At 68.0% G+C, this 21,587-nt stretch carries 23 protein-coding genes; 17 read left to right on the top strand and 6 right to left on the bottom strand.

What is annotated here, in order from left to right; genetic code table 11:
* Positions 1-7: 7 nt before the first annotated feature.
* Positions 8-1,429, bottom strand: a complete 1,422-nt coding sequence (locus HWW87_RS08185; RefSeq protein WP_175819892.1) for a M20 family metallopeptidase — start codon at positions 1,427-1,429, stop codon at positions 8-10.
* Between the two features lie 163 nt (positions 1,430-1,592).
* Here HWW87_RS08185 and HWW87_RS08180 point away from each other — a divergent pair, with 163 nt between their 5' ends.
* From HWW87_RS08180 to HWW87_RS08165, 4 genes are all read left to right on the top strand, one after another.
* Positions 1,593-2,546, top strand: coding sequence for a LysR substrate-binding domain-containing protein (locus HWW87_RS08180; protein WP_175819891.1), 954 nt, complete (start codon positions 1,593-1,595; stop codon positions 2,544-2,546).
* Between the two features lie 64 nt (positions 2,547-2,610).
* Positions 2,611-3,744: a tRNA 2-selenouridine(34) synthase MnmH gene (gene mnmH / locus HWW87_RS08175; protein WP_175819890.1), complete on the top strand. Its 1,134-nt coding sequence runs from the start codon at positions 2,611-2,613 to the stop codon at positions 3,742-3,744.
* Positions 3,741-4,799: a permease gene (locus HWW87_RS08170; protein WP_175819889.1), complete on the top strand. Its 1,059-nt coding sequence runs from the start codon at positions 3,741-3,743 to the stop codon at positions 4,797-4,799. Before mnmH ends, HWW87_RS08170 begins: the two co-directional genes overlap by 4 nt.
* Positions 4,800-4,900: 101 nt before the next feature.
* Complete coding sequence (locus tag HWW87_RS08165; protein ID WP_069621435.1) at positions 4,901-5,323, top strand: hypothetical protein; 423 nt, start codon at positions 4,901-4,903, stop codon at positions 5,321-5,323.
* A 44-nt stretch (positions 5,324-5,367) separates the two neighbouring features.
* Here HWW87_RS08165 and HWW87_RS08160 read toward each other — a convergent pair whose 3' ends face one another.
* Both HWW87_RS08160 and nodI read right to left on the bottom strand, forming a co-directional pair.
* On the bottom strand, positions 5,368-6,201 hold the full coding sequence (locus HWW87_RS08160; protein ID WP_175819888.1) for an ABC transporter permease: 834 nt from the start codon (positions 6,199-6,201) through the stop codon (positions 5,368-5,370).
* Between the two features lie 6 nt (positions 6,202-6,207).
* Positions 6,208-7,122: a nodulation factor ABC transporter ATP-binding protein NodI gene (nodI, locus tag HWW87_RS08155; protein ID WP_175819887.1), complete on the bottom strand. Its 915-nt coding sequence runs from the start codon at positions 7,120-7,122 to the stop codon at positions 6,208-6,210.
* A 320-nt stretch (positions 7,123-7,442) separates the two neighbouring features.
* Here nodI and HWW87_RS08150 point away from each other — a divergent pair, with 320 nt between their 5' ends.
* Positions 7,443-7,940 (top strand): universal stress protein, encoded by a 498-nt coding sequence (locus tag HWW87_RS08150; RefSeq protein ID WP_011545343.1) that lies wholly within the window; start codon positions 7,443-7,445, stop codon positions 7,938-7,940.
* A gap of 89 nt (positions 7,941-8,029) precedes the next feature.
* Here the strand turns inward: HWW87_RS08150 and HWW87_RS08145 are convergent, their stop codons facing one another.
* The 3 genes from HWW87_RS08145 to lexA are packed head-to-tail and all read right to left on the bottom strand — an operon-like array spanning position 8,030 to position 9,787.
* Complete coding sequence (locus HWW87_RS08145; protein ID WP_175819886.1) at positions 8,030-8,749, bottom strand: DUF2939 domain-containing protein; 720 nt, start codon at positions 8,747-8,749, stop codon at positions 8,030-8,032.
* Positions 8,750-8,778: 29 nt separating this feature from the next.
* Positions 8,779-9,114, bottom strand: a complete 336-nt coding sequence (locus tag HWW87_RS08140; RefSeq protein WP_175819885.1) for a hypothetical protein — start codon at positions 9,112-9,114, stop codon at positions 8,779-8,781.
* Between the two features lie 25 nt (positions 9,115-9,139).
* The gene (gene lexA / locus HWW87_RS08135; RefSeq protein WP_050012580.1) at positions 9,140-9,787 is read right to left on the bottom strand and encodes a transcriptional repressor LexA; all 648 of its coding nucleotides are present in this window, start codon (positions 9,785-9,787) and stop codon (positions 9,140-9,142) included.
* Here lexA and HWW87_RS37540 point away from each other — a divergent pair.
* From HWW87_RS37540 to rbsK, 12 genes are all read left to right on the top strand, one after another.
* Entirely contained in the window at positions 9,758-9,964 is a 207-nt protein-coding gene (locus HWW87_RS37540; RefSeq protein WP_095211563.1) for a sodium:proton symporter, read from the top strand. The genes lexA and HWW87_RS37540 overlap by 30 nt on opposite strands.
* 87 nt (positions 9,965-10,051) lie before the next feature.
* The gene (locus tag HWW87_RS08130; RefSeq protein WP_174391025.1) at positions 10,052-11,089 is read left to right on the top strand and encodes a sulfate ABC transporter substrate-binding protein; all 1,038 of its coding nucleotides are present in this window, start codon (positions 10,052-10,054) and stop codon (positions 11,087-11,089) included.
* A gap of 123 nt (positions 11,090-11,212) precedes the next feature.
* The gene (gene cysT, locus HWW87_RS08125; RefSeq protein WP_034201813.1) at positions 11,213-12,106 is read left to right on the top strand and encodes a sulfate ABC transporter permease subunit CysT; all 894 of its coding nucleotides are present in this window, start codon (positions 11,213-11,215) and stop codon (positions 12,104-12,106) included.
* On the top strand, positions 12,103-13,047 hold the full coding sequence (gene cysW, locus HWW87_RS08120; protein ID WP_174391023.1) for a sulfate ABC transporter permease subunit CysW: 945 nt from the start codon (positions 12,103-12,105) through the stop codon (positions 13,045-13,047). Before cysT ends, cysW begins: the two co-directional genes overlap by 4 nt.
* A gap of 13 nt (positions 13,048-13,060) precedes the next feature.
* A complete protein-coding gene (locus tag HWW87_RS08115) occupies positions 13,061-14,119 on the top strand; it encodes a sulfate ABC transporter ATP-binding protein (RefSeq protein ID WP_175819884.1) in 1,059 nt (352 codons plus the stop codon).
* A 75-nt stretch (positions 14,120-14,194) separates the two neighbouring features.
* Complete coding sequence (locus HWW87_RS08110) at positions 14,195-15,121, top strand: CysB family HTH-type transcriptional regulator (protein ID WP_006484201.1); 927 nt, start codon at positions 14,195-14,197, stop codon at positions 15,119-15,121.
* Between the two features lie 29 nt (positions 15,122-15,150).
* Complete coding sequence (locus HWW87_RS08105; protein ID WP_175819883.1) at positions 15,151-15,606, top strand: hypothetical protein; 456 nt, start codon at positions 15,151-15,153, stop codon at positions 15,604-15,606.
* A 253-nt stretch (positions 15,607-15,859) separates the two neighbouring features.
* Positions 15,860-16,810 carry a sugar ABC transporter substrate-binding protein gene (locus tag HWW87_RS08100; RefSeq protein ID WP_011545349.1) on the top strand — a complete coding sequence of 317 codons (951 nt, stop codon included), beginning with the start codon at positions 15,860-15,862 and terminating at the stop codon, positions 16,808-16,810.
* A 145-nt stretch (positions 16,811-16,955) separates the two neighbouring features.
* The gene (locus tag HWW87_RS08095; RefSeq protein ID WP_175819882.1) at positions 16,956-18,569 is read left to right on the top strand and encodes a sugar ABC transporter ATP-binding protein; all 1,614 of its coding nucleotides are present in this window, start codon (positions 16,956-16,958) and stop codon (positions 18,567-18,569) included.
* The gene (locus tag HWW87_RS08090) at positions 18,566-19,585 is read left to right on the top strand and encodes an ABC transporter permease (RefSeq protein WP_006476069.1); all 1,020 of its coding nucleotides are present in this window, start codon (positions 18,566-18,568) and stop codon (positions 19,583-19,585) included. Before HWW87_RS08095 ends, HWW87_RS08090 begins: the two co-directional genes overlap by 4 nt.
* A gap of 34 nt (positions 19,586-19,619) precedes the next feature.
* Positions 19,620-20,651 (top strand): LacI family DNA-binding transcriptional regulator, encoded by a 1,032-nt coding sequence (locus HWW87_RS08085; RefSeq protein ID WP_175819881.1) that lies wholly within the window; start codon positions 19,620-19,622, stop codon positions 20,649-20,651.
* Positions 20,648-21,577, top strand: a complete 930-nt coding sequence (gene rbsK / locus HWW87_RS08080) for a ribokinase (protein ID WP_175819880.1) — start codon at positions 20,648-20,650, stop codon at positions 21,575-21,577. Before HWW87_RS08085 ends, rbsK begins: the two co-directional genes overlap by 4 nt.
* Positions 21,578-21,587 lie beyond the last annotated feature (10 nt).

The following is a 21,587-nucleotide window of genomic DNA, read 5'->3' as shown; positions in this document are numbered from 1 at the left end:
AAGCGCGTTACAGGGCGGCGCCGGCCGCGGTGGATGCCGCGCGGCGAACGGGCGGCGCGGCGTCGCCGAGATCCCAGAAGAGGCCGGCCATTATCTGCAGCCCCTCGCTGACGACGCTCGCGAGCAGATGCTCGTCGGGCGCGTGCTGCGAGCACGCCGGGTACGAGTGCGGCACCCACAGCGTCGGCAGCCCGAGCGTGTCGGCGAACACCTCGTTCGGCAGCGTGCCGCCGAGATTCGGCAGGATCGCGGGCTTCTTGCCGGTGGTGCGCGCGAGCGACGCGACGGCCCAGCGGACCCACGGATCGTCCGGCGGCACGCGCGTCGCCGGTGCGCCGCGTTCGACGTCGATCTCGATGTCGGCGAAGCCGTGCGCATCGAGGTGCGCGCGCAGGTGCGCATGCAGCGCTTCCCAGTCGGTGCCGACGACGAAGCGCAACTGGCAGTGCGCATATGCGGCGGGCGGGATCGCGTTGACGGGATGCTCCGGATTGCCGGCCTTGAACGCGAGGATCTCGAAGGTGTTCCAGCCGAACACGCGCTCGGCCGCGGACAGGCCGGGCTCGCCCCAGTCGGCGTCGAGCGCCGGATCGCCGGGGCCGCCGCCGACGGAAAGATCGGCAAGCGCGTCGCGCACGGCGGCCGGGATCGGCGGCGGGCGCAGCCCCGCGACGCGAATCGCGCCGCGCGCGTCGACGAGGCTCGCGAGCGCATGCGCGAGCACGATCGCCGGATTGCGCAGCAGTCCGCCCCAGTTGCCGGAGTGATGTGCGCCGTCGCGGGCGCGCAGGCTCAGCTTGAAATTGACCGAGCCGCGCGAGCCGAGGAATACCGTCGGGCGCGCGGCGGCGATGCGCGGGCCGTCGGAGGCGATCAGCACGTCGGCCGCGAGTGCGTCGCGTTCCTGGCGGCACAGCGCGTCGAGGCCCGGCGACCCGGTTTCCTCGCCCATCTCGATCAGCAGCTTCGCGTTGAAGCCGAGCCGGCCGCCGCGCGCATCGAGCACGCTCGCCAGCGCGGCCAGGTTGATCGTGTGCTGGCCCTTGTTGTCGGCGCTGCCGCGGCCGTACCAGCGGTCGCCGTCGGCCGTCAGCGTCCACGGCGACAGCGGCGCGCGCCACTGCGCGTCGTAGCCGCGCACGACGTCGCCGTGGCCGTAGATCAGCACGGTCGGCAGCGCGTCGTCTTCGTGGCGCGCCGCGAGCAGGAACGGGCCGCCGCCGTCGGCGGGGTTGTCGACGATCCGCGACGTGAAGCCGAGGCGGGCGGCCTCGGGCGCGATCTCGTCGGTCAGATAGGCGCGCAGCGCGGCGTCGCTGCCGCTTTCCTGGCTTTCGGTGCGCAGGCCGACTCGGCGGCTCAGGGTCGTGAAGAACGCACCGGATTCGAACTGGTTCAGTGCGTGCTGGATGGCGGCGGTACGGCTCAAATCGGGTCTCCTCGGTCGGGTTCGCTGCGCGCGGACCGTGCACGCAACGTGAAGTGCGATCGATTCTAGAAAGCCGGTTTTTTTGTCACAATGATCGAATTTCGAACCTTTCTTTGCCGAAAAGGCAAAGCAGAGCGACCGGATGCGGCGCGGAGACAGAACGATGGCGGCTTTCCTGCATGGCCTGGCGTTGCGGTATTTCGTCGAGGTGGCGCGTACCGGCTCGATCAGTGATGCGTCCGCGCGGCTTCACGTGGCGGTGTCCGCGATCAGCCGCCAGATCGCGAAGCTGGAGAGCGAGCTCGGCGCGCCGCTGTTCGAGCGGCGGCCGCGGGGGATGGCGCTGTCGGAGGCGGGAGAGCGGTTGCTGGCGTTCGCGCAGCGCAGCCTGCTGGAGGCCGAGCACGTGATGAAGGACATCGGCGGGCTCGACGCGCTGCACGGCAGCCTGCTGAAGATCGCGTGCTCGGAAGGGTTCGCGATCGATTTCCTGCCCGGCGTGCTCGCAGGCTTCAAGGCGCGCCACCCGGGCGTCGATTTCATCGTGTGGGTCGTATCGCCGGCGGACGCGACCCGGCGCGTGCGCGACGGCGATGCGGACATCGCATTGACCTTCAGCCTCGCGCCGGAGAAGGGCGTGCGCGTCGATCACACCGAGCGCGCGCCGGTCTTTGCGCTGGTTCGGCGCGATCATCCGCTCGCGGCGCGCGACGCGGTGTCGCTCGCCGATGTCGCGCGGCACGCGCACGTGCTGCCCGAGGCCGGCACGACGGTGCGCCAGCTGATCGACATCGCGTGCGCGCTCGACGGGCTGCTGCTCGAGCCCGAGCTGACGAGCAACAACACCGCGGCGATGTACGGCTACGCGCGGCGCACGGGTGCGGTGATGTTCACGGGCCTGTTGTCGGTGCGCGACCGCGCCGATGCGGACGGCTTCGTCGTCGTGCCGGTGACGAACCCCCAACTGCGCGAACGCAGCATCCAGGTGCAGACGATGGCGGGACGCGATTTGCCCGCGTCGGTGCGCGCATTCCGCGACCACCTGATCGACGCGATGCAGGCCGTCTCGCCGCCGCCGACTGCCGCGCGAGGCCCGGGACGCCGGCCCGTGAGATAATCGTCAATCCGCCTTCCGTGCCCATGCGGCTCCTCGAGCTGCATCGCCCCTGTTCGACGCCAAATTGAAGAACCTGATTGTCACCCTCGATCGCGCCGGCGAGTTCGACGAGATCATCGACGTGCGCACGCCGCTCGAGTTCGCCGAGGACCATATTCCCGGCGCGCTGAACGCGCCCGTGCTCAGCAACGAAGAGCGCGTGCTCGTCGGCACGATGTACCGGCAGGTGTCGCCGTACGAGGCGACGCGCGTCGGCGCGGCGATCGTCGCGCGCAACATCGCGCGCCATCTCGACACGACGTTCGCCGACCGGCCGCGCAACTGGCGGCCGCTGATCTACTGCTGGCGCGGCGGCAAGCGCTCGGGCTCGATGACGACCTGGTTCAACCTGATCGGCTGGAAGGCGCGCCAGCTCGACGGCGGCTACAAGTCATACCGCCGGTCGGTGTGCGCGACGCTCGACTCGCTGCCGACGCGCTTTCGCTACATCGCGCTCGTCGGCCATACGGGCTGCGGCAAGACGCGCCTGCTGAACGCGCTGCGCGACGTGGGCGCGCAGACGCTCGATCTAGAAGCGCTCGCATGCCATCGGGGCTCGCTGCTCGGCGCGCTGCCGGGCAAGCCGCAGCCGACGCAAAAGGGGTTCGATTCGGGGCTCGTCGAGACGCTTGGGCGTTTCGACCCCGAATGGCCGGTGTTCGTCGAGTCGGAAAGTCGCAGGATCGGGCTCGTGCAGTTGCCGATCGCGCTGATCGAAGCGTTTCACGCGGGGCCGTGGGTGCAGGTCGAAGCGGCTCACGACGAGCGGATCGCGTTCCTGCTCGACGATTACGCGCACCTGTTCGACGAACCGGATGCGTTCAAGGCGCAGCTTCATCGGCTGATCGGCCTGCACAGCCGCGAAGAGGTGACGCGCTGGAAGGGACTGATCGATGCCGGCGCGCGGGCCGATTTGTTCACCGAACTGATCGACAAGCATTACGATCCCGCCTACGCGCGCACTTACCGCGCGACGTACGACAAGCCGAACCGGGCGCTGACGTTCACGTTCCGGCCCAACGCGGCCGACGTGCGCGATCAGGCGCGCATGCTGCTGACCGAACTCGCGCAGCAAGCCGGATTGCCCGCATCGGCCGCGCTGGCCGCCGGCGCGACATCCGAAACCGACCAAGACCAATCGACGACCACCACACGATGACGACCACACGCACCCAACCCGCTCCGGCCCTCGGCTGGATGACCTTCCTGCTGATCGCGGTCGCGGGCCTGTTCTATGTGAAATGGTTTCCGTACTACAACAAGGCGTTCGTTGCCGCCGAGCACCATTCGATCGGCCAGTCGATCCTGATGGGCACGTCCGCGGCCGCGCCCGAGCCGTCGCTGAAGGCGGCGCTCGATTACGCGTGGGCCTACGGCAAGGCGATCTGGCAGGCGATGGTGCTCGGCCTGCTGCTCGGCTCGGCCGTGCAGGCGCTGCTGCCCGCGCACTGGGTGGCGCGCGTGCTCGGCCGCACGGGATTCGGCAGCGTCGCCGCGGGCGGGCTGCTGTCGCTGCCCGGCATGATGTGCACGTGCTGCGCGGCGCCGGTCGTCGCGGGCTTGCGTGCGCGCCATGCATCGCCGGGCGGCGCGGTCGCGTTCTGGCTCGGCAATACGGTGCTGAACCCGGCGGCGCTGGTGTTCATGGGCTTCGTGCTCGGCTGGCACTGGAGCGCGCTGCGCCTCGTGCTCGGCATCGCGATGGTGTTCGGGATCGGCTATCTGCTGAACCGCATCGCGCGTCCCGAAGACCGCAGCATCGACGATGCGCAGCTTGCCGCGCTGGCGGCCGAGCAGGCCGCGGCCGGCAACCCGTTCGTCCGCTGGATGAAACTGCTCGCGCGCATGGCCGTGCGGCTCGTGCCCGAATACATCGTGCTCGTGCTGCTGCTCGGCGCCGCGCGCGCATGGCTGTTCCCGCATATCGGCCCGGACATCGGCAATCATCTCGGCTGGGTCGTCGCGTTCGCGGTGGCGGGCATGCTGTTCGTGATCCCGACGGCCGGCGAGGTGCCGATCATCCAGGCGATGCTGTCGCTCGGGATGGGCGTCGGTCCGGCCGCCGCGCTGCTGATGACGCTGCCGCCGATCAGCGTGCCGTCGCTCGCGATGCTTGCGCGTTCGTTCAAGCCTTACATGCTGGCGATCGTCGCGACGCTCGTCGTCGTGTTCGGGATCGCGAGCGGCTTGCTCGCGATCGCGTTCGGGTTCTGACGCACGCAAACGGCGCGCCCGTCGCGCGCCGTCGTCGTATTCATCCGGCGCCGCCGCTTCACGTGTGCGGCGCCCTTTACCAGAAGCAAACAGGAAAACGCATGACCCAACCGAAGATCCATCCTCGACTCGAAAAGGCGCTGACGCGCGGCGATCTCGCGATCCGCCAGGCCAATTCCGCGCGGGCGACTGCCGTGCTGCACGCACTCGGCACGATGATCATCGAGGCCTCCGCAACGATCGGTGTCGAGGCCAGCATCGACATTCCGCAAGGCGATCGCATTTACGATCCCGTCAACGGCCTGTGGCCGCAGAAGATGCTGGTGTCGTTCGACGGCCCGGTGGACGAAGCCGACAAGGAAGAGCTGCGCACGGTCTATCTGGTGGCCGACGATCCGGGCACGCAGTTCCGCGTCGAATGGCATCGCGCGGACGGCAAGCTCGGCCGCCAGGAAGGCGGCCCGCTCGCGACCGTCGCGTTCCTGACCGACGTCGAAATTCCGTGGAGCGACGACGACGAGTAACGTCGTCGCATGAAGCCGGCGCCCGGTGCCCGGCGCGCCGGCCGTCAGCGCATCATCCGCCGCCGGAACAGCCACGCGGACAGCAGGAACCCGCCGACCGCATAGCCGGCGAGCACCGCGACGTGCAACGCGATGTCGGTCGCCGGCCGGCCGAGCATCGCAGGGCGGATCAGCTCGACCGCATTCGCGAGCGGCAGCGCCTGCGCCGCGTGCTGCGCGAGCGGCGGCAACTGCGTGATCGGGAAGAACACGCCCGACAGCAGCAGCATCGGCGTCAGCACGAGCGTCTGGTAGAACATGAAGAAATCGTAGGACGGGGCGAGCGCCGTGACGATCATCGCGATGCTGGCGAACGCGAGGCCGGCCAGCGCGATCACGGGCAGCACCGCGAGCATCGACGGAAACTGCGCGTAGCCGAGCCCGCCCGCGACGAGCATGATCGCGCCCCCCGACAACATCGCCTTGCTGGCCGCCCAGACGATCTCGCCGAGCACGATGTCGCCGAGTGCGAGCGGCGTATGCATGATCGCTTCCCAGGTGCGCTGCACGTGCATCCGCGAGAAGCCCGAATACATCGATTCGAAGCTCGCGGACATCATCACGCTCGAGCCGACCGTGCCGGCTGCGAGGAATGCGATATACGACACGCCGTCGACATGGCCGAGCATCAGGCCGAGCCCGAAACCCAGCCCGAACAGATAGATCATCGGATCGGCGAGATTGCCGAACATCGACGCGAGCGCGAGCTTGCGCCACACGAGATAGTTGCGCCGCCAGACGGCGACCCAGTTGCTTGCGTTCGCCGGCATCGCGATCGCGAAGCGCGATGCGCGCGGCGGGGCCGATGGCGTGGTGGCGGAATAGTTACGGACGTCCATGGTCGATCAGTCCTGCATCTCGCGGCCCGTGAGCCGCAGGAACACATCCTCCAGATTGGCCGGGCGATGCAGATAGCGCAACCCGGGGCGGCCCTTGAGTCGAGCAGTCAGCGGTTCGGGATCGGCTACATAGCAGAACAGCGTCTCGCCGCTGATCTCGGTGTGCTTCGCGAATGCCGACAACTCGTCGCGCAGTGCGGCCGGATCGGGCCCGTAGATCTCGATCACGTCGCAGCCGATCTCCGATTCGATCAGTGCGTGCGGCGCGCCTTCGGCGATCTTGCGGCCTTCCTCGATCACGCACAGCCGATCGCACAGGCGCTCGGCTTCTTCCATGAAATGCGTGGTGATCAGGATCGTCTTGCCGCGCGCGAGCAGCGAACGCAGCCGCTCCCACATCAGGTGCCGCGCCTGCGGATCGAGGCCCGTCGTCGGCTCGTCGAGCACCAGCACATCGGGATCGTTGACGAGCGCGCGGGCGAGCGTAAGGCGGCGCTTCATGCCGCCCGACAGCTCGCCGACCTTCGCGTCGGCCTTGTTTTCCAGCTTTGCGAATTCGAGCAGCGGCGGCACGAGCGCGCGTGCGGCCTGCGCCGACATCCCGAAATAGCGGCTGAACACGAGCAGGTTTTCTCGGACCGTGAAGTCGGGGTCGAGGTTGTCGAACTGCGGGACGACGCCGACCCGCCGGCGTGCATGTCGCGCACGTGATGGAACCGGTTCGCCGCACAGCGAAATGGCGCCTGCATCGGGATGCGCGAGGCCGAGCAGCATCTTCAGCGTCGTGGTCTTGCCGGCGCCGTTCGGCCCGAGCAGGCCATAGCATTCGCCGGCCTTCACGTTGAAGGACAGACCATTGACGACGAGCTTGTCGCCATAGCGCTTTTCGACGTTGCGGAAATCGATCGGTGCGACGGACATGGGCGTGTTGTCGTTGTAAGCGGGCGCGTTCCGCTGCCCAGTGTGCGAACGGATCGCGCGAATGCGTGTCACACGGGCATCGCCGAAGCGCACGACGCCGGCGCGAGGTGACCCGCTGGACGTGGAACGGGCCATTCTAGTGCATCGGCTGCATCGCTTCAGCGCATGCCTGCACGGTGCGATGCACGCGCGCACCGATCGTGCACCGCATCATCGCGCACGCGCCGCGCGGGGCGAATCAGCGTTTTCCATCCCTTGCGTCCTGAATTGCGGCGCACCATGATGAATGCGTAGGCTCGTTGTCGCGATAGGGAGGCTCCATGGCTAGCTACAACAAGATTTTGCTGTGTTACGACGGCACGCTCGAAGGGCGCAAGGCGCTGCGTTACGGCGCCAATCTCGCAATGGACCTGAAGGCCGAAACGCATTTGCTGTCGGTCGTCGACATGCGTTCGAGCATTGCGCAAAGCGCGGGTTTGCTGACCGATGTCGCATGCGGCCGCTTCGAGGAAACCGCGCGCGAAATCCTGCAGGAAGGCGTGAACTGGCTGCGCGAGCGCGGCGTCCAGGCGGAGGGCCATTTCGCATTCGGTTATCCGATCGACGAAATCGCGAATCTCGCGTCGGAGCTGAAGGTCGATCTCGTCGTCGTCGGCCACCGGTGCCGCAGCGGATTGTCGAGATGGTGGATGGGGTCGGGCAATACGCAACTGCTCGATCGCGTGAACTGCAGCATTCTGGTGGCGTGTTCGTCGGCGGAAGAGCAGAAGGCCGAAATTGCGCGCGAGCGTGAAGCGGCTATAGCGAACGGCCAATGATCTAAAGGCTGGATGACCGCCTGACCGGCGATGCGTGCCGGTCGGGCGTCGCACTGCATCAGCAGTGTGCGCGTCGAGCGCGCGGCCTGCTAGGCATGCAGGTCGATTCCGGACAATTTCCACGAGAACAGCCCGAAGCGGTGGAAGATCGCCGCATAGCGCGTGCCATCCGCGCTGCGCTGATACGTCACGACGAATTCATCGACATTCCGGTAGCCCGCGCTGGTTTGCTGCGGGTGCGGCGCTTGCGTTGCTTCGCCCGGGCTCGCCGGTGCGGCGGGCGTGGGTGCCGGCGACGATGCCGCCGAAGCGGCCGCGTTGCTGCCGGGTACGGCCGCACTTGCCGGTGCCGGATTGGCGGGCGGTGCGGCAGGCGTGTTGCCGGGCGCATTGCCTGCTGGCGGCTGATTCGACCACTCAGGCGGACGCTCGCCCGGATTGCCGCGTGGCGGCAACCCGCTCATCAGCGCGGCGACGCCTTCCGGGGTCGCGTACGCATCGACCAGCGGGCCGATCAGGGCGGACCCGATCAGCGCGCCAATCACCGCGAACGGATTGTTTTTCTTCACGGCGTCGATCCGGCGCATCAACTCTTCCGTGACCTGCTGCTTCAGGCTGATGCGCAGCGACGGAAAGTCGACATACTCGCTGATTGCCTGCGCATCGCGCGCATCGATCGCCGATTTCAGGCGACCGAGCGCGACATACGGCGACGCGTACGCATAGCCGAGCGCCGCAATGAGGGCGACGACCAGCGCGACGATCAGCAGGGGCTTGAGTCGCCATGCGCGGCGCGACGATCCAGTCACGTTGCCTCCGGTGCGGGGATGTTCCGCAATCAGAGACCGCCCGGCGTGGCCGATCGTTCCTCTGCGATGCAGTGATCGATCATCCGGCACACGGCATCGATCGTGCCCACCATGATCAGGCGCGACCGGCCGTGATAGACGCGCACCGGTGCGCGGCGCGCGGGTTCCGCGTGATTCAGACCGGCGTTCAGCGATACCCGCGCGAACGCGGGGAGCGCTGACGGCAGCAGGGACACCTGCCGTTCGACTGCGACTTCTTCTTGCACTGGCGCCGCCGCGGACAGCGGTGCGCAGGGCGTGCGGCCGCGCAGATGACGCAGGCGACCGAATTGACGGAAAGGCAGCAGGCGGGCAAGGCGTTCCATGATGTTCTCCTAGCGAGACGGAATGTCAGAGTTCGCCCGAGCGGATCAGCCCGACGGCGATGCCTTCCAGCGCGAAATCCGCGCTGCCGGCCTTGACGAAGATGTTTTCGTAATCCGGGTTCTCCGCGATCAGCTCGAGGCCGCCGGGCCGGCGCATCAGGCGCTTGACCGTGACGTCGTCGCCGAGACGCGCGACGATGATCTGGCCGTCCTTCGCTTCCGTGCGCTTCTGCACGGCGAGGAGGTCGCCGTCGAGAATGCCGGCGTCGCGCATCGACAGGCCGCGCACCTTCAGCAGGTAGTCGGGCTTGCTGGTGAACAGCGCGGGATCGCACGCGTAATGCTGCGAGATGTGCTCCTGCGCAAGGATCGGGCTACCGGCCGCGACGCGGCCGACGAGCGGCAGCGATAGTTGCATCAAGCCGGCGTGCGGCAGCGTGAACTGGTGCGGGGCGTCGTCGAGGCCGAGCAGCCGGATGCCGCGTGATGCGCCGGCGGCCAGCTCGATCACGCCCTTGCGCGCCAGTGCGCGGAGGTGCTCCTCGGCCGCATTCGGCGAGCTGAAGCCCAGTTCGGCCGCGATCTCGGCGCGGGTGGGCGGGAATCCGGAGCGCTCGATCGCGCGACGGATCAAGTCGAACACTTGCTGCTGACGGGCGGTGAGTTTGGTCATGGCTCAACTGTATGGATAGACAGTGAGCTGTATTTTTATACAGTACTTGGTGAATTTCAAGTGTTACTTGAGGTTCGACGCGATCGCGCCGGTTCCGGCGTGATTTCGCGACGCCCGGACGCCGGTTTGTCCGCCGCAACCGTCCGTCCTGTATGCGTTAGCACTTTTGAGTATTAAAAAATGAGGAACGATTATTTTTAATCATGTAACCCGTTCGCTAGACTGGCCCGACATCGCAATACCGACAACACTGGAGAACCAAGGATGGCGAAGCGCAATACGGGGCTGGTGGGCGGAGTGGGCCGCCTGATCGCAACACTCGCGCTGGGCGCGGCGGCGGCGCTGGGCGTTGCGACGCATGCGCAGGCCGATACGACCTTCCTGAACGTGTCGTACGACCCGACGCGCGAGCTGTATCAGGATTTCAACCAGGCGTTCGGCAAGGAGTGGAAGGCGAAGACGGGCGAAACCGTCAACTTCAAGCAGTCGCACGGCGGTTCGGGCGCGCAGGCGCGCTCGGTGCTCGACGGCCTGCAGGCCGACGTCGTCACGCTGGCGCTGGCGTATGACATCGACGCGCTCGCGAACAAGGGGCTCGTGAACAAGGATTGGCAGAAGCGCCTGCCCGACAACGCGTCGCCGTATACGTCGACGATCGTGTTCCTCGTGCGCAAGGGCAACCCGAAAGGGATCAAGGACTGGGACGACCTGACCAAACCGGGCATCTCGATCGTCACGCCGAACCCGAAGACCTCGGGCGGCGCGCGCTGGAACTACCTGGCCGCATGGGCCTACGCGCTGCACAAGCCGGGCGGCAACGAGCAGACGGCGAAGGAATTCGTCACGAAGCTCTACAAGAACGCAGGCGTGCTCGATTCGGGCGCGCGGGGCGCGACGACGAGCTTCGTGCAGCGCGGGATCGGCGACGTGCTGATCGCATGGGAAAACGAGGCGTTCCTGTCGGTCAAGGAATTCGGCACCGACAAGTTCGAGATCGTCGTGCCGTCGGTGAGCATCCTGGCCGAGCCGCCCGTCGCGGTGGTCGACAAGGTGGTCGACAAGAAGGGCACGCGCAAGCTGGCCGAGGCCTACCTGAATTTCCTGTACAGCCCGCAGGGCCAGGAAATCGCGGCGCGCAACTACTACCGGCCGCGTTCGAAGAACGTGCCGGCGGAGCTGACCAAGCAGTTCCCGAAGCTGAAGCTGTACACGGTCGACGACACGTTCGGCGGCTGGACGAATGCGCAGAAGACGCATTTCGCGGACGGCGGCGTGTTCGATTCGATCTACAAGCCGCAGTAACGCCATAACGACAAGCGGCGCTCCACGACAGCGCGCCGCATCCCCGACGGGCCGCCGGCGCGATGCACTGCGCCGGCGTTTGCGTCGGGCCCGTGAGCAGCATCGACCCAGCAAGAGCATCCGATGACGACGTACACCTTTCGCAAGCCGAGCGCGCTGCCCGGTTTCGGCGTGACACTCGGCATCACGGTGGCCTATTTGAGCCTCGTGGTGCTGATTCCGCTCGCCGCCACGTTCCTGAAGACCGCGACGCTGTCGTGGGACCAGTTCGTCACCGCCGTCACGTCGCCGCGCGTGCTCGCGTCGTACCGGCTGACGTTCTCGGCCGCGCTCGGCGGCGCGCTGATCAACGCCGTGTTCGGCTTCCTCGTCGCGTGGGTGCTGGTGCGCTACACGTTCCCGTTCAAGCGTCTCGTCGATGCGATCGTCGACCTGCCGTTCGCGCTGCCGACGTCGGTGGCCGGCATCTCGCTCGCGGCCGTCTACGCGACCAACGGCTGGGTCGGCCAGTATCTGGCGCCGCTCGGCATCAAGATCGCGTTCACGCCGGCCGGCGTGCTGGTCGCGCTGACCTTCATCGGGCTGCCGTTCGTCGTGCGCACCGTGCAGCCGGTGCTCGAGGATTTCGAGCGCGAGCAGGAAGAAGCCGCCGCGTGCCTCGGCGCGTCGCGCTGGCTGACGTTCCGCCGCGTCGTGCTGCCGGCCGTGCTGCCGGCGCTGCTCACCGGTTTCGCGCTTGCGTTCGCGCGCGCGCTCGGCGAATACGGATCGGTGATCTTCATCGCCGGCAACGTGCCGATGAAATCCGAGATCACGTCGCTGCTGATCATCACGAAGCTCGAGCAGTACGACTACGCGGGTGCGACCGCGCTGGCCGTCGTGATGCTGGTCGTGTCGTTCCTGATGCTGCTGCTGATCAACACGCTGCAGTGGTATCTGCAGCGTAGGACGAGCAAGGGCGCGAGCGGCCCGGCGCCCGCCACCGTCAACGCCGTCGCGGCAGGAGGCCAGCAATGAGCCAGGAGGCCACCGTCGTGCTGAAAACCCCGTCGCCGGCCGCGCGTGCCGCGAAGCGGCTCGACCCCGTCAGCGAGTCGCGCGTCGTGCGCTGGCTGCTCACGGGCATCGCGCTGGCGTTCCTCGCATTCTTCCTCGTCGTGCCGCTCGCCGCGGTGTTCGTCGAGGCGTTGCGCAAGGGCGTCGGCTTCTATCTCGAATCGCTGGCCGATCCCGATGCGTGGTCGGCGATCAAGCTGACGCTGACCGTCGCCGTGATCGCGGTGCCGCTGAACCTCGTGTTCGGCGTCTGTGCTTCGTGGGCGATCGCGAAGTTCGAATTCCGCGGCAAGGCGCTGCTGACGACGCTGATCGACCTGCCGTTCTCGGTGTCGCCGGTGATCTCGGGCCTCGTGTACGTGCTGCTGTTCGGCGCGCAGGGCTGGTTCGGGCCGTGGCTGCAGGATCACGACGTGCAGATCATCTTCGCGGTGCCGGGCATCGTGCTCGCGACGATCTTCGTGACGTTCCCGTTCGTCGCGCGCGAGCTGATTCCGCTGATGCAGGCGCAAGGCACCGACGAGGAGGAAGCCGCGCGCGTGCTCGGCGCGTCGGGCTGGCAGATCTTCCGCCGCGTGACGCTGCCGAACGTCAGGTGGGGCCTGCTGTACGGCGTGATCCTGTGCAATGCGCGCGCGATGGGCGAGTTCGGCGCGGTGTCGGTCGTGTCCGGCCACATCCGCGGCGTGACCGACACGATGCCGCTGCACGTGGAGATCCTGTACAACGAATACAACTTCGCGGCGGCGTTCGCGGTGGCGTCGGTGCTGGCGTTGCTCGCGCTCGTCACGCTCGCGCTGAAGCTGATCGCCGAGCGTCATCTCGCGGCCGAACTGGCCGACACGGATGATGCCGTTCCCGCACATGCCGGCCCTGCTGCCGCCGTTTCGTCGAAATCGTAAAGAGGCAACCAGAATGGGTATCACCGTCCGTAACCTTCAGAAGCGCTTCGGCGATTTCACGGCGCTCGACAACGTATCGCTCGACTTTCCGCCCGGCGAACTGGTCGCGCTGCTCGGGCCGTCCGGCTGCGGCAAGACCACGCTGCTGCGCGTGATCGCGGGCCTCGAGCACGCGGACGCCGGCCAGGTCGTGCTGCAGGGGCTCGACGTCGCGTCGGTCGGCGCGCGCGACCGCCAGGTCGGCTTCGTGTTCCAGCACTACGCGCTGTTCCGCCACATGACGGTGTTCGAGAACGTCGCGTTCGGGCTGCGCGTGAAGCCGCGCCGCGAGCGGCCGTCGGAAGCCGCGATTCGCGAGAAGGTGCACGAGCTGCTGAAGCTCGTGCAGCTCGACTGGCTCGCGCAGCGCTATCCGTCCGAGCTGTCGGGCGGCCAGCGCCAGCGCATCGCGCTCGCCCGTGCGCTCGCGGTCGAGCCGAAGGTACTGCTGCTCGACGAACCGTTCGGCGCGCTCGACGCGAAGGTCCGCAAGGAACTGCGCGGCTGGCTGCGTCGCCTGCACGACGACCTGCACATCTCGACGATCTTCGTCACGCACGACCAGGAAGAGGCGCTCGAAGTGGCCGATCGCATCGTCGTGCTGAACCGCGGCCACGTCGAGCAGGTCGGCAGCCCGCAGGACGTCTACGATCATCCGCAAAGCGCGTTCGTGTACGAGTTCCTCGGCGCGGCGAACCGGCTGCCGGGCACGGTTGCCGGGCGCGGCTTCGTCGCCGAGGGCGCGGCTGCGCCGATCGAGGTCGACGCCGATTTCGCGGGCCCCGCGAACGCATACGTGCGGCCGCACGATCTGCAGCTGTGGCCGGCGGGCGAAGGGCACAGCGACGGCATCGCGGTGGACGTGCGGCGCGTGATTCCGCTCGGCGGTTCGGTGCGCGTGGAGCTCGAGGCGCGCGCGGGCGGCGCGCTCGAGGCGGAACTCGACCGCGACGCATGGCGGGCGCTTTCGCTGCAGGTCGGCGACGGCGCGACGGCCGTGCCGCGCGCCGTGCGGGTGTTTCCCGCGCGTTGACGAGACAATGCCGGGCAGAGGGCGGGATTCGCTCCGATTCGACAATCAAACAACGACAGCCTAAGAGGCATACCCATGAATTTTCAGCAATTGCGGTTCGTGCGCGAAGCGGTGCGCCAGAACATGAACCTGACGGAAGTCGCGAACGTGCTGTACACGTCGCAGTCGGGCGTGTCGAAACAGATCAAGGATCTGGAGGATGAGCTGGGCGTCGACATCTTCATTCGGCGCGGCAAGCGGCTGACGGGGCTCACGGAGCCCGGCAAGGCGGTGCACCAACTGATCGAGCGGATGCTGCTCGACGCCGAGAACCTGCGCCGCGTCGCGCGCCAGTTCGCCGATCAGGACAGCGGCCACCTCGTCGTCGCGACGACGCACACGCAGGCGCGCTACGCATTGCCGAAGGTGATCCGGCAGTTCACCGACGTGTTCCCGAAGGTGCATCTCGCGCTGCGCCAGGGCAGCCCGCAGCAGATCGCGCAGATGATCCTGAACGGCGAGGCCGATCTCGGCATCTCGACCGAGGCGCTTGACCGCTATCCGGACATCGTCACGTTCCCGTGCTATTCGTGGCACCACACGGTCGTCGTGCCGAAGGGCCATCCGCTCGTCGGCCGCGAGAACCTGACGCTCGAGGAAATCGCCGAGTACCCGATCATCACGTACGACCAGGATTTCACGGGCCGCTCGCACATCGACCAGGCGTTCACGCAGGCGGGCGCCGTGCCCGACGTCGTGCTGACCGCGATCGACGCGGACGTGATCAAGACCTACGTCGAGCTCGGGATGGGGATCGGCGTGGTTGCGGCGATGGCCTACGATCCGCAGCGCGACACGGGGCTCGTGGCGCTCGATACGCAGCACCTGTTCGAGGCGAGCACGACGCGGGTCGGGCTGCGCAAGGGCGCCTTCCTGCGTGCGTATGCGTACCGGCTGATCGAAATGTTCGCGCCGCACCTGAACGAAGCGGAAATCGCGGGGCTGTTGCGCGAAGCCGTTTGACCCGCGCGTGTCGCGCGCCGTCCGGGCAGATGCTGCGGACGGTGCGCGACATGCACCGCGCGTACCTTGCCTTACACCGCACCGGGCGGCGGCAGGGGATCGCCGCCGTCACGTTTGAAGCATCGGCCGAGTCGTCGGATCAGGTGCGTCGCGTCAGGCGACGATCGACACGCGGTTCCGTGCCGACAGAAAAACAAGAACAATCTGCAATGCCGAACCTTGGCGCGGAACGCAAGGTCGGCAGCCATCCTCCTTCACGCAGCAGCGCCGTACGAATCGCTGGTTCCGTCACAGTCGACCACATATCGGGACGGTGGATGCCGGCGACCTTCGTGCCGATCGTCGGGCCGATCGCGTTGTTCGCGCCGAACCGCTTCATCATCGGCCGGCCGCATGCGAAGCGTTTCGGCGAACCGCCGTCGGCGTCGCGAGTGTCGCATTTGCGCGTCGTGAAGCGCGCTCGCGCGCTCCGAATAAACCCTTAAATATTGTTCAGACCGGTTGCGCGCCGAAGCGAATCGGTACAGCATAGCCTTCACTCCGCCGGCGTCCCGCCGGCGGTGGCGCGTCGACGACAGCACGCGCCAGGCAGTCGGCCGTCTGCCTCGCTTCCATTCCGTGGTACCGACAGCAGCATCGATGGCCATTGCCCGGGTAGTGTGGCGCAAACGTTTGCTCACATTAAAACAACAACCAAACAACAATCCGGCCCTTCGGGCCAGTCGCCAGGAGATGTGTATGAATGTCCGCTTTCGCCGTCGCTTCCTGACCGCCGCGCTCGCCGCCGTCGCGGTGGCCGCCGCACCGGCTGTCCACGCGCAATCCGCAGCCAAGCCGAAGGTCGCGCTCGTGATGAAGTCGCTCGCCAACGAGTTCTTCCTGACCATGGAAACGGGCGCGAAGGAATACCAGAAACACAACGCGAACCAGTTCGACCTGATCACCAACGGCATCAAGGACGAGACCGACACCGCGAACCAGATCCGCATCGTCGAGCAGATGATCGTCTCGAAGGTCGACGCGATCGTGCTCGCGCCGGCCGATTCGAAGGCGCTCGTGCCGGTCGTGAAGAAGGCCGTCGACGCCGGCATCGTCGTCGTGAACATCGACAACCGGCTCGATCCCGACGTGCTGAAGTCGAAGAACCTGAACGTGCCGTTCGTCGGCCCGGACAACCGCAAGGGCGCGCGCAAGATCGGCGATTACCTCGCGAAGCGGCTGAAGGCGGGCGACCAGGTCGGCATCGTCGAAGGCGTGTCGACGACGACCAACGCGCAGCAGCGCACGGCCGGCTTCCAGGACGCGATGAAGGCGGGCGGGATGAAGGTCGTGTCGGTGCAGTCGGGCGAATGGGAAATCGACAAGGGCAATGCGGTGGCCGCCGCGATGCTCAACGAATACCCGAACCTGAAGGCGCTGCTGTGCGGCAACGACAACATGGCGATCGGCGCCGTATCGGCCGTGCGCGCGGCCGGCAAGCAGGGCAAGGTGCTCGTGGTCGGCTACGACAACATCAACGCGATCAAGCCGATGCTGAAGGACGGCCGCGTGCTCGCGACCGCCGACCAGTACGCGGCGAAGCAGGCCGTGTTCGGCATCGACACGGCGCTCAAGGCGATCGCCGAGCATCGCAAGCAGGCCGACATGTCCGGCGTGGTCGAGACGCCGGTGGATCTCGTGACGAAGTAACGCCGCACCGGTCCGGCCGCCGCCCTCAAGAATCCGGCGCGGCGGCCGTTATCCGGTGTGAGCGCGATCACGGCCACTGCATGCACATGCACTTGTGAGCGTCATATCCGCGCGCCCCGGGCGCGCGGCCGCAACCAGGATCGCGATGGAATCGACCTTCCAACCCTCCCGTTCAGCCCACCCCGTGCTGTCCGTATCCGGCATCGGCAAGACCTATGTCGAACCCGTGCTCGCCGACGTCACGCTGACGCTCGACGCGGGCCAGGCGCTCGCGCTGACGGGCGAGAACGGCGCCGGCAAGAGCACGCTGTCGAAGATCATCGGCGGGCTCGTCGACCCGACCACCGGCACGATGCAGCTCGGCGGCCAGGCCTATGCGCCGGCGAGCCGCACGCAGGCCGAGGCGCTCGGCGTGCGCATGGTGATGCAGGAGCTGAACCTGCTGCCGACGCTGAGCGTCGCCGAGAACCTGTTCCTGAACCGCCTGCCGAGGCGCTTCGGGATCATCGATCGCGCGCGGCTGCGCGACGACGCGCGCGCGGCGATGGCGCAGGTCGGGCTCGACGCGGTCGATCCGGATACGCCGGTCGGTGCGCTCGGCATCGGCCACCAGCAGATGGTCGAGATCGCGCGCAACCTGATCGGCGATTGTCGCGTGCTGATACTCGACGAGCCGACCGCGATGCTGACCGCGCGCGAAGTCGAGCTGCTGTTCGAGCAGATCGACCGGCTGAAGGCGCGCGGCGTCGCGATCGTCTACATCTCGCACCGGCTCGAAGAGCTCGCGCGCGTCGCCGAGCGCGTCGCGGTGCTGCGCGACGGCCGGCTCGTGCATGCGGGCGACATGGCGGCGACGACGTCCGACGGGCTCGTCACGCTGATGGTCGGGCGCGAGATCGGCGAACACATCGATCTTGGGCAGCGTCGTTTCGGCGCGCCGCGGCTCGCCGTATCGGGCCTCACGCGCGGGACGGCCGTGCGCGACGTGTCGCTCGAGGTGCGCGCGGGCGAGATCTTCGGCATCTCGGGGCTGATCGGCGCGGGGCGCACCGAGCTGCTGCGGCTGATCTACGGCGCCGATACGCCGGATGCCGGAACGATCGCGGTCGGCCAGCCGCTGAAGCCGGCGCGGATCGCGTCGCCGGTCGACGCGGTGAAGCTGGGCATCGCGCTGATCACCGAGGATCGCAAGGGCGAAGGGCTGCTGCTGTCGCAGTCGATCACCGCGAACGTATCGCTTGGCCAGCTCGACCGGCTGGCGCGCGGCGGCATCGTCGATTCGGCGCGCGAAACGGCGCTCGCTGAGCAGCAGATCGATGCGCTGCGGATCCGCACGCACGGGGCGGCGCAGCCGGTCGGCGAGCTGTCGGGCGGCAACCAGCAGAAGGTCGTGATCGGCCGCTGGCTCGCGCGCGACATGGGCGTGCTGCTGTTCGACGAGCCGACGCGCGGGATCGACGTCGGCGCCAAATTCGAGATCTACACTTTGATGGGCGCGCTCGCGCGCGACGGCCGCGCGCTCGTGGTCGTATCGAGCGACCTGCGCGAGCTGATGCTGATCTGCGACCGGATCGGCGTGATGTCGGCCGGCCGCATGACCGCCGTGTTCGAGCGCGGCAACTGGACCCAGGATGCGCTGCTGGCCGCGGCGTTCGCCGGCTTCGGCCGCGAGACGCCGGCGGCCGCCATGCAGCATCCGGACGCGGGGCAGGCGCGCGGCGCCGCTCCGGGCACTTCGACGACAGGACCACAGCAATGACCCAGCCTCCCGTATCCCCGACCGACGCAGGCGCGCAGCAGGACGTGACGGGGCGCCGCGCGCGTACGCTGTCCGGCACGCGGCTCGGCCTGTCGAACTATCTCGGGCTCGCCGGCGCGCTGGCCGCGATGATCGCGCTGTTCTCGGTGCTGAGCTCGCATTTCCTGACCTACGACACGTTCAGCACGATCGCCAACCAGATTCCCGATCTCGTCGTGATGTCGGTCGGGATGACCTTCGTGCTGATCATCGCCGGGATCGACCTGTCGGTCGGCTCGGTGCTCGCGCTCGCCGCGTCGATGGTCAGCGTCGCCGCGCTGAAATGGCAGTGGGGGCCGCTGCCCGCTGCGCTGATCGGGATCGCGGTCGCGACCGCGACGGGCGCGCTGACCGGCGCGGTCACGGTCGGCTGGCGGATTCCGTCGTTCATCGTGTCGCTCGGCGTGCTGGAGGCCGCGCGCGGCCTCGCGTACCAGCTGACGAATTCGCGCACCGCATATATCGGCGACGCGTTCGATTTCCTGTCGAACCCGATCGCGCTGGGCATCTCGCCGGCGTTCCTGATCGCGGTCGCGGTGATGATCGCGGCCCAGTTCGTGCTGACGCGCACGGTGTTCGGGCGCTATCTGGTCGGGATCGGCACGAACGAGGAAGCGGTGCGACTTGCAGGGGTTAACCCGAGGCCGTATAAAATTCTCGTATTCGCACTGATGGGCGCGCTCGCGGGGCTCGCGTCGCTGTTCCAGATTTCGCGGCTCGAGGCGGCCGATCCGAACGCGGGCGCGGGCCTCGAGCTGCAGGTCATCGCCGCCGTCGTGATCGGCGGCACGAGCCTGATGGGCGGGCGCGGCTCGGTGATCAGCACGTTCTTCGGCGTGTTGATCATCTCCGTGCTGGCCGCGGGGCTGGCGCAGATCGGTGCGAACGAGCCGACGAAACGGATCATCACGGGTGCGGTGATCGTGGTGGCGGTCGTGCTCGATACGTATCGCAGCCGGCGTACGCGCGTGCGGTAAAAGACAGACAGAACAGACCAGAGAGAAACGGGAAATGGCGACGATCAAGGATGTGGCGGCCATGGCGGGCGTGTCGTTTACGACCGTCTCGCACGTGGTGAACAATTCGCGGCCGGTGTCCGCGGATGTGCGCGCGAAGGTCGAGGGCGCGATCCGCGAGCTGAACTACGTGCCGTCGGCCGTGGCGCGCTCGCTGAAGGCGCGGTCGACGGCGACGATCGGCCTCGTCGTGCCGAACAGCACGAATCCGTACTTCGCCGAGCTTGCGCGCGGCATCGAGGATCAGTGCGCGGCCAACGGCTATTGCGTGTTCTTCTGCAATTCGGACGACGATCCCGTGAAGCAGCGCAACTACCTGCGCGTGCTGCAGGAAAAGCGCATCGACGGGCTGATCGTCGCGTCGGCGGGCGAGGACGCGGTGCTCGCGCAGACGCTCGCCGATATCCACGCGCCGCTCGTCGTCGTCGACCGCAACATCGAGGGGCTCGCGGCCGATCTCGTACAGATCGACCACGAGCGCGGCGCGTACCTGGCGACGCGCCACCTGCTCGAACTCGGGCACGCGAAGATCGGCTGCATCACCGGGCCGACCGACACCGCCGTCAGTGCGATGCGCGTGCACGGCTTCATCCGCGCGATGGCCGAGCGCGGCGTCGACATCGTGCCGGGTGCGATCGCCGAAAGCGATTTCTCGTGCCTGGGCGGCTATCACGCGGCGTCGCGGCTGTTCGAATCGGTGCGGCCGAGCGCGATCTTCGCGGGCAACGACCTGATGGGCGTCGGCGCGCTGCGCGCGGCGGCCGAACGCGGAATGCGCGTGCCCGACGACTGCTCGATCATCGGATTCGACGACATCGAATTTTCCCGCTACACGTATCCGGCGCTGTCGACGGTCGGCCAGTCGGTGCGCGCGCTCGGCGAAATGGCCGCGCAGACGCTGATCGAACGGATCGGCGGCGGCTCGACCGCCGTGCCGAGCCGCCGCCGCGTCGTATCGCCGCGCCTCGTGCTGCGCGAATCGACGGCGGTTTACCGCGAGCCGGCCGCGCCGGGCGCTCGCTCATGACGGCGACCGCAACGGGCGCCGGCCGCGTGACGGTGGTCGGCAGCCTCAACATGGATCTCGTCGTGCGGGCGCCGCGGCTGCCGCTGCCGGGCGAAACGCTCGCCGGGCATGCGTTCGCGCAGGCGGCGGGCGGCAAGGGCGGTAACCAGGCCGTCGCCGCTGCCCGGCTCGGCGCGCAGGTCGCGATGATCGGCTGCGTCGGCGCGGATGCGCACGGCGCGGCACTGCGCGCGGGCCTCGAGGCCGAGGGAATCGACTGCACACGGCTCGCGACGAGCGCGTCGGCGTCGACCGGCGTCGCGCTGATCGTCGTCGACGATGCGAGCCAGAACGCGATCGTGATCGTCGCGGGCGGCAACGGCGAGGTCACGACCGACACGATCGCGCGGCACGAGGCCGCGCTGGCGGCGGCCGACGTGCTGATCTGCCAGCTCGAGACGCCGCCGGACGCGGTGTTCGCGGCACTGTCGGCCGGGCGCCGGCTCGGCCGCTCGGTGGTGCTCAATCCGGCCCCGGCCGTTGCGCCGCTGCCGGACGGCTGGCTGCCGCTCGTCGACTACCTGATCCCGAACGAGGTCGAGGCGGCCGCGCTGACCGGGCTGCCGGTGCGCGACCCGGCGGAGGCCGAAGCCGCCGCGCGGGCGCTCCAGGCCGGCGGTGCGCGCAACGTGCTGGTCACGCTCGGCGCGCGCGGCGTGCTCGCGTTGACGGCCGACGGCACCGCGCGGCACTATCCGGCGCCGGTCGTGCAGGCCGTCGACACGACGGCGGCCGGCGATACCTTCATCGGCGGCTTTTCCGCACGGCTTGCGGCCGGCGCGGACGTCGATACGGCCATCCGCTTCGCGCAACGCGCGGCGGCGCTGTCGGTCACGCGCGCGGGCGCGCAGCCGTCGATTCCTACCCGCGCCGAACTGGCCGACTAGGGCCTGATCC

It is taken from the genome of Burkholderia sp. BCC0419, assembly GCF_902830285.1.
Taxonomy (GTDB): Bacteria; Pseudomonadota; Gammaproteobacteria; order Burkholderiales; family Burkholderiaceae; genus Burkholderia.
Note: the sequence above shows the minus strand (reverse complement) of the source record. Positions and strands in the feature narration are given on the sequence as shown.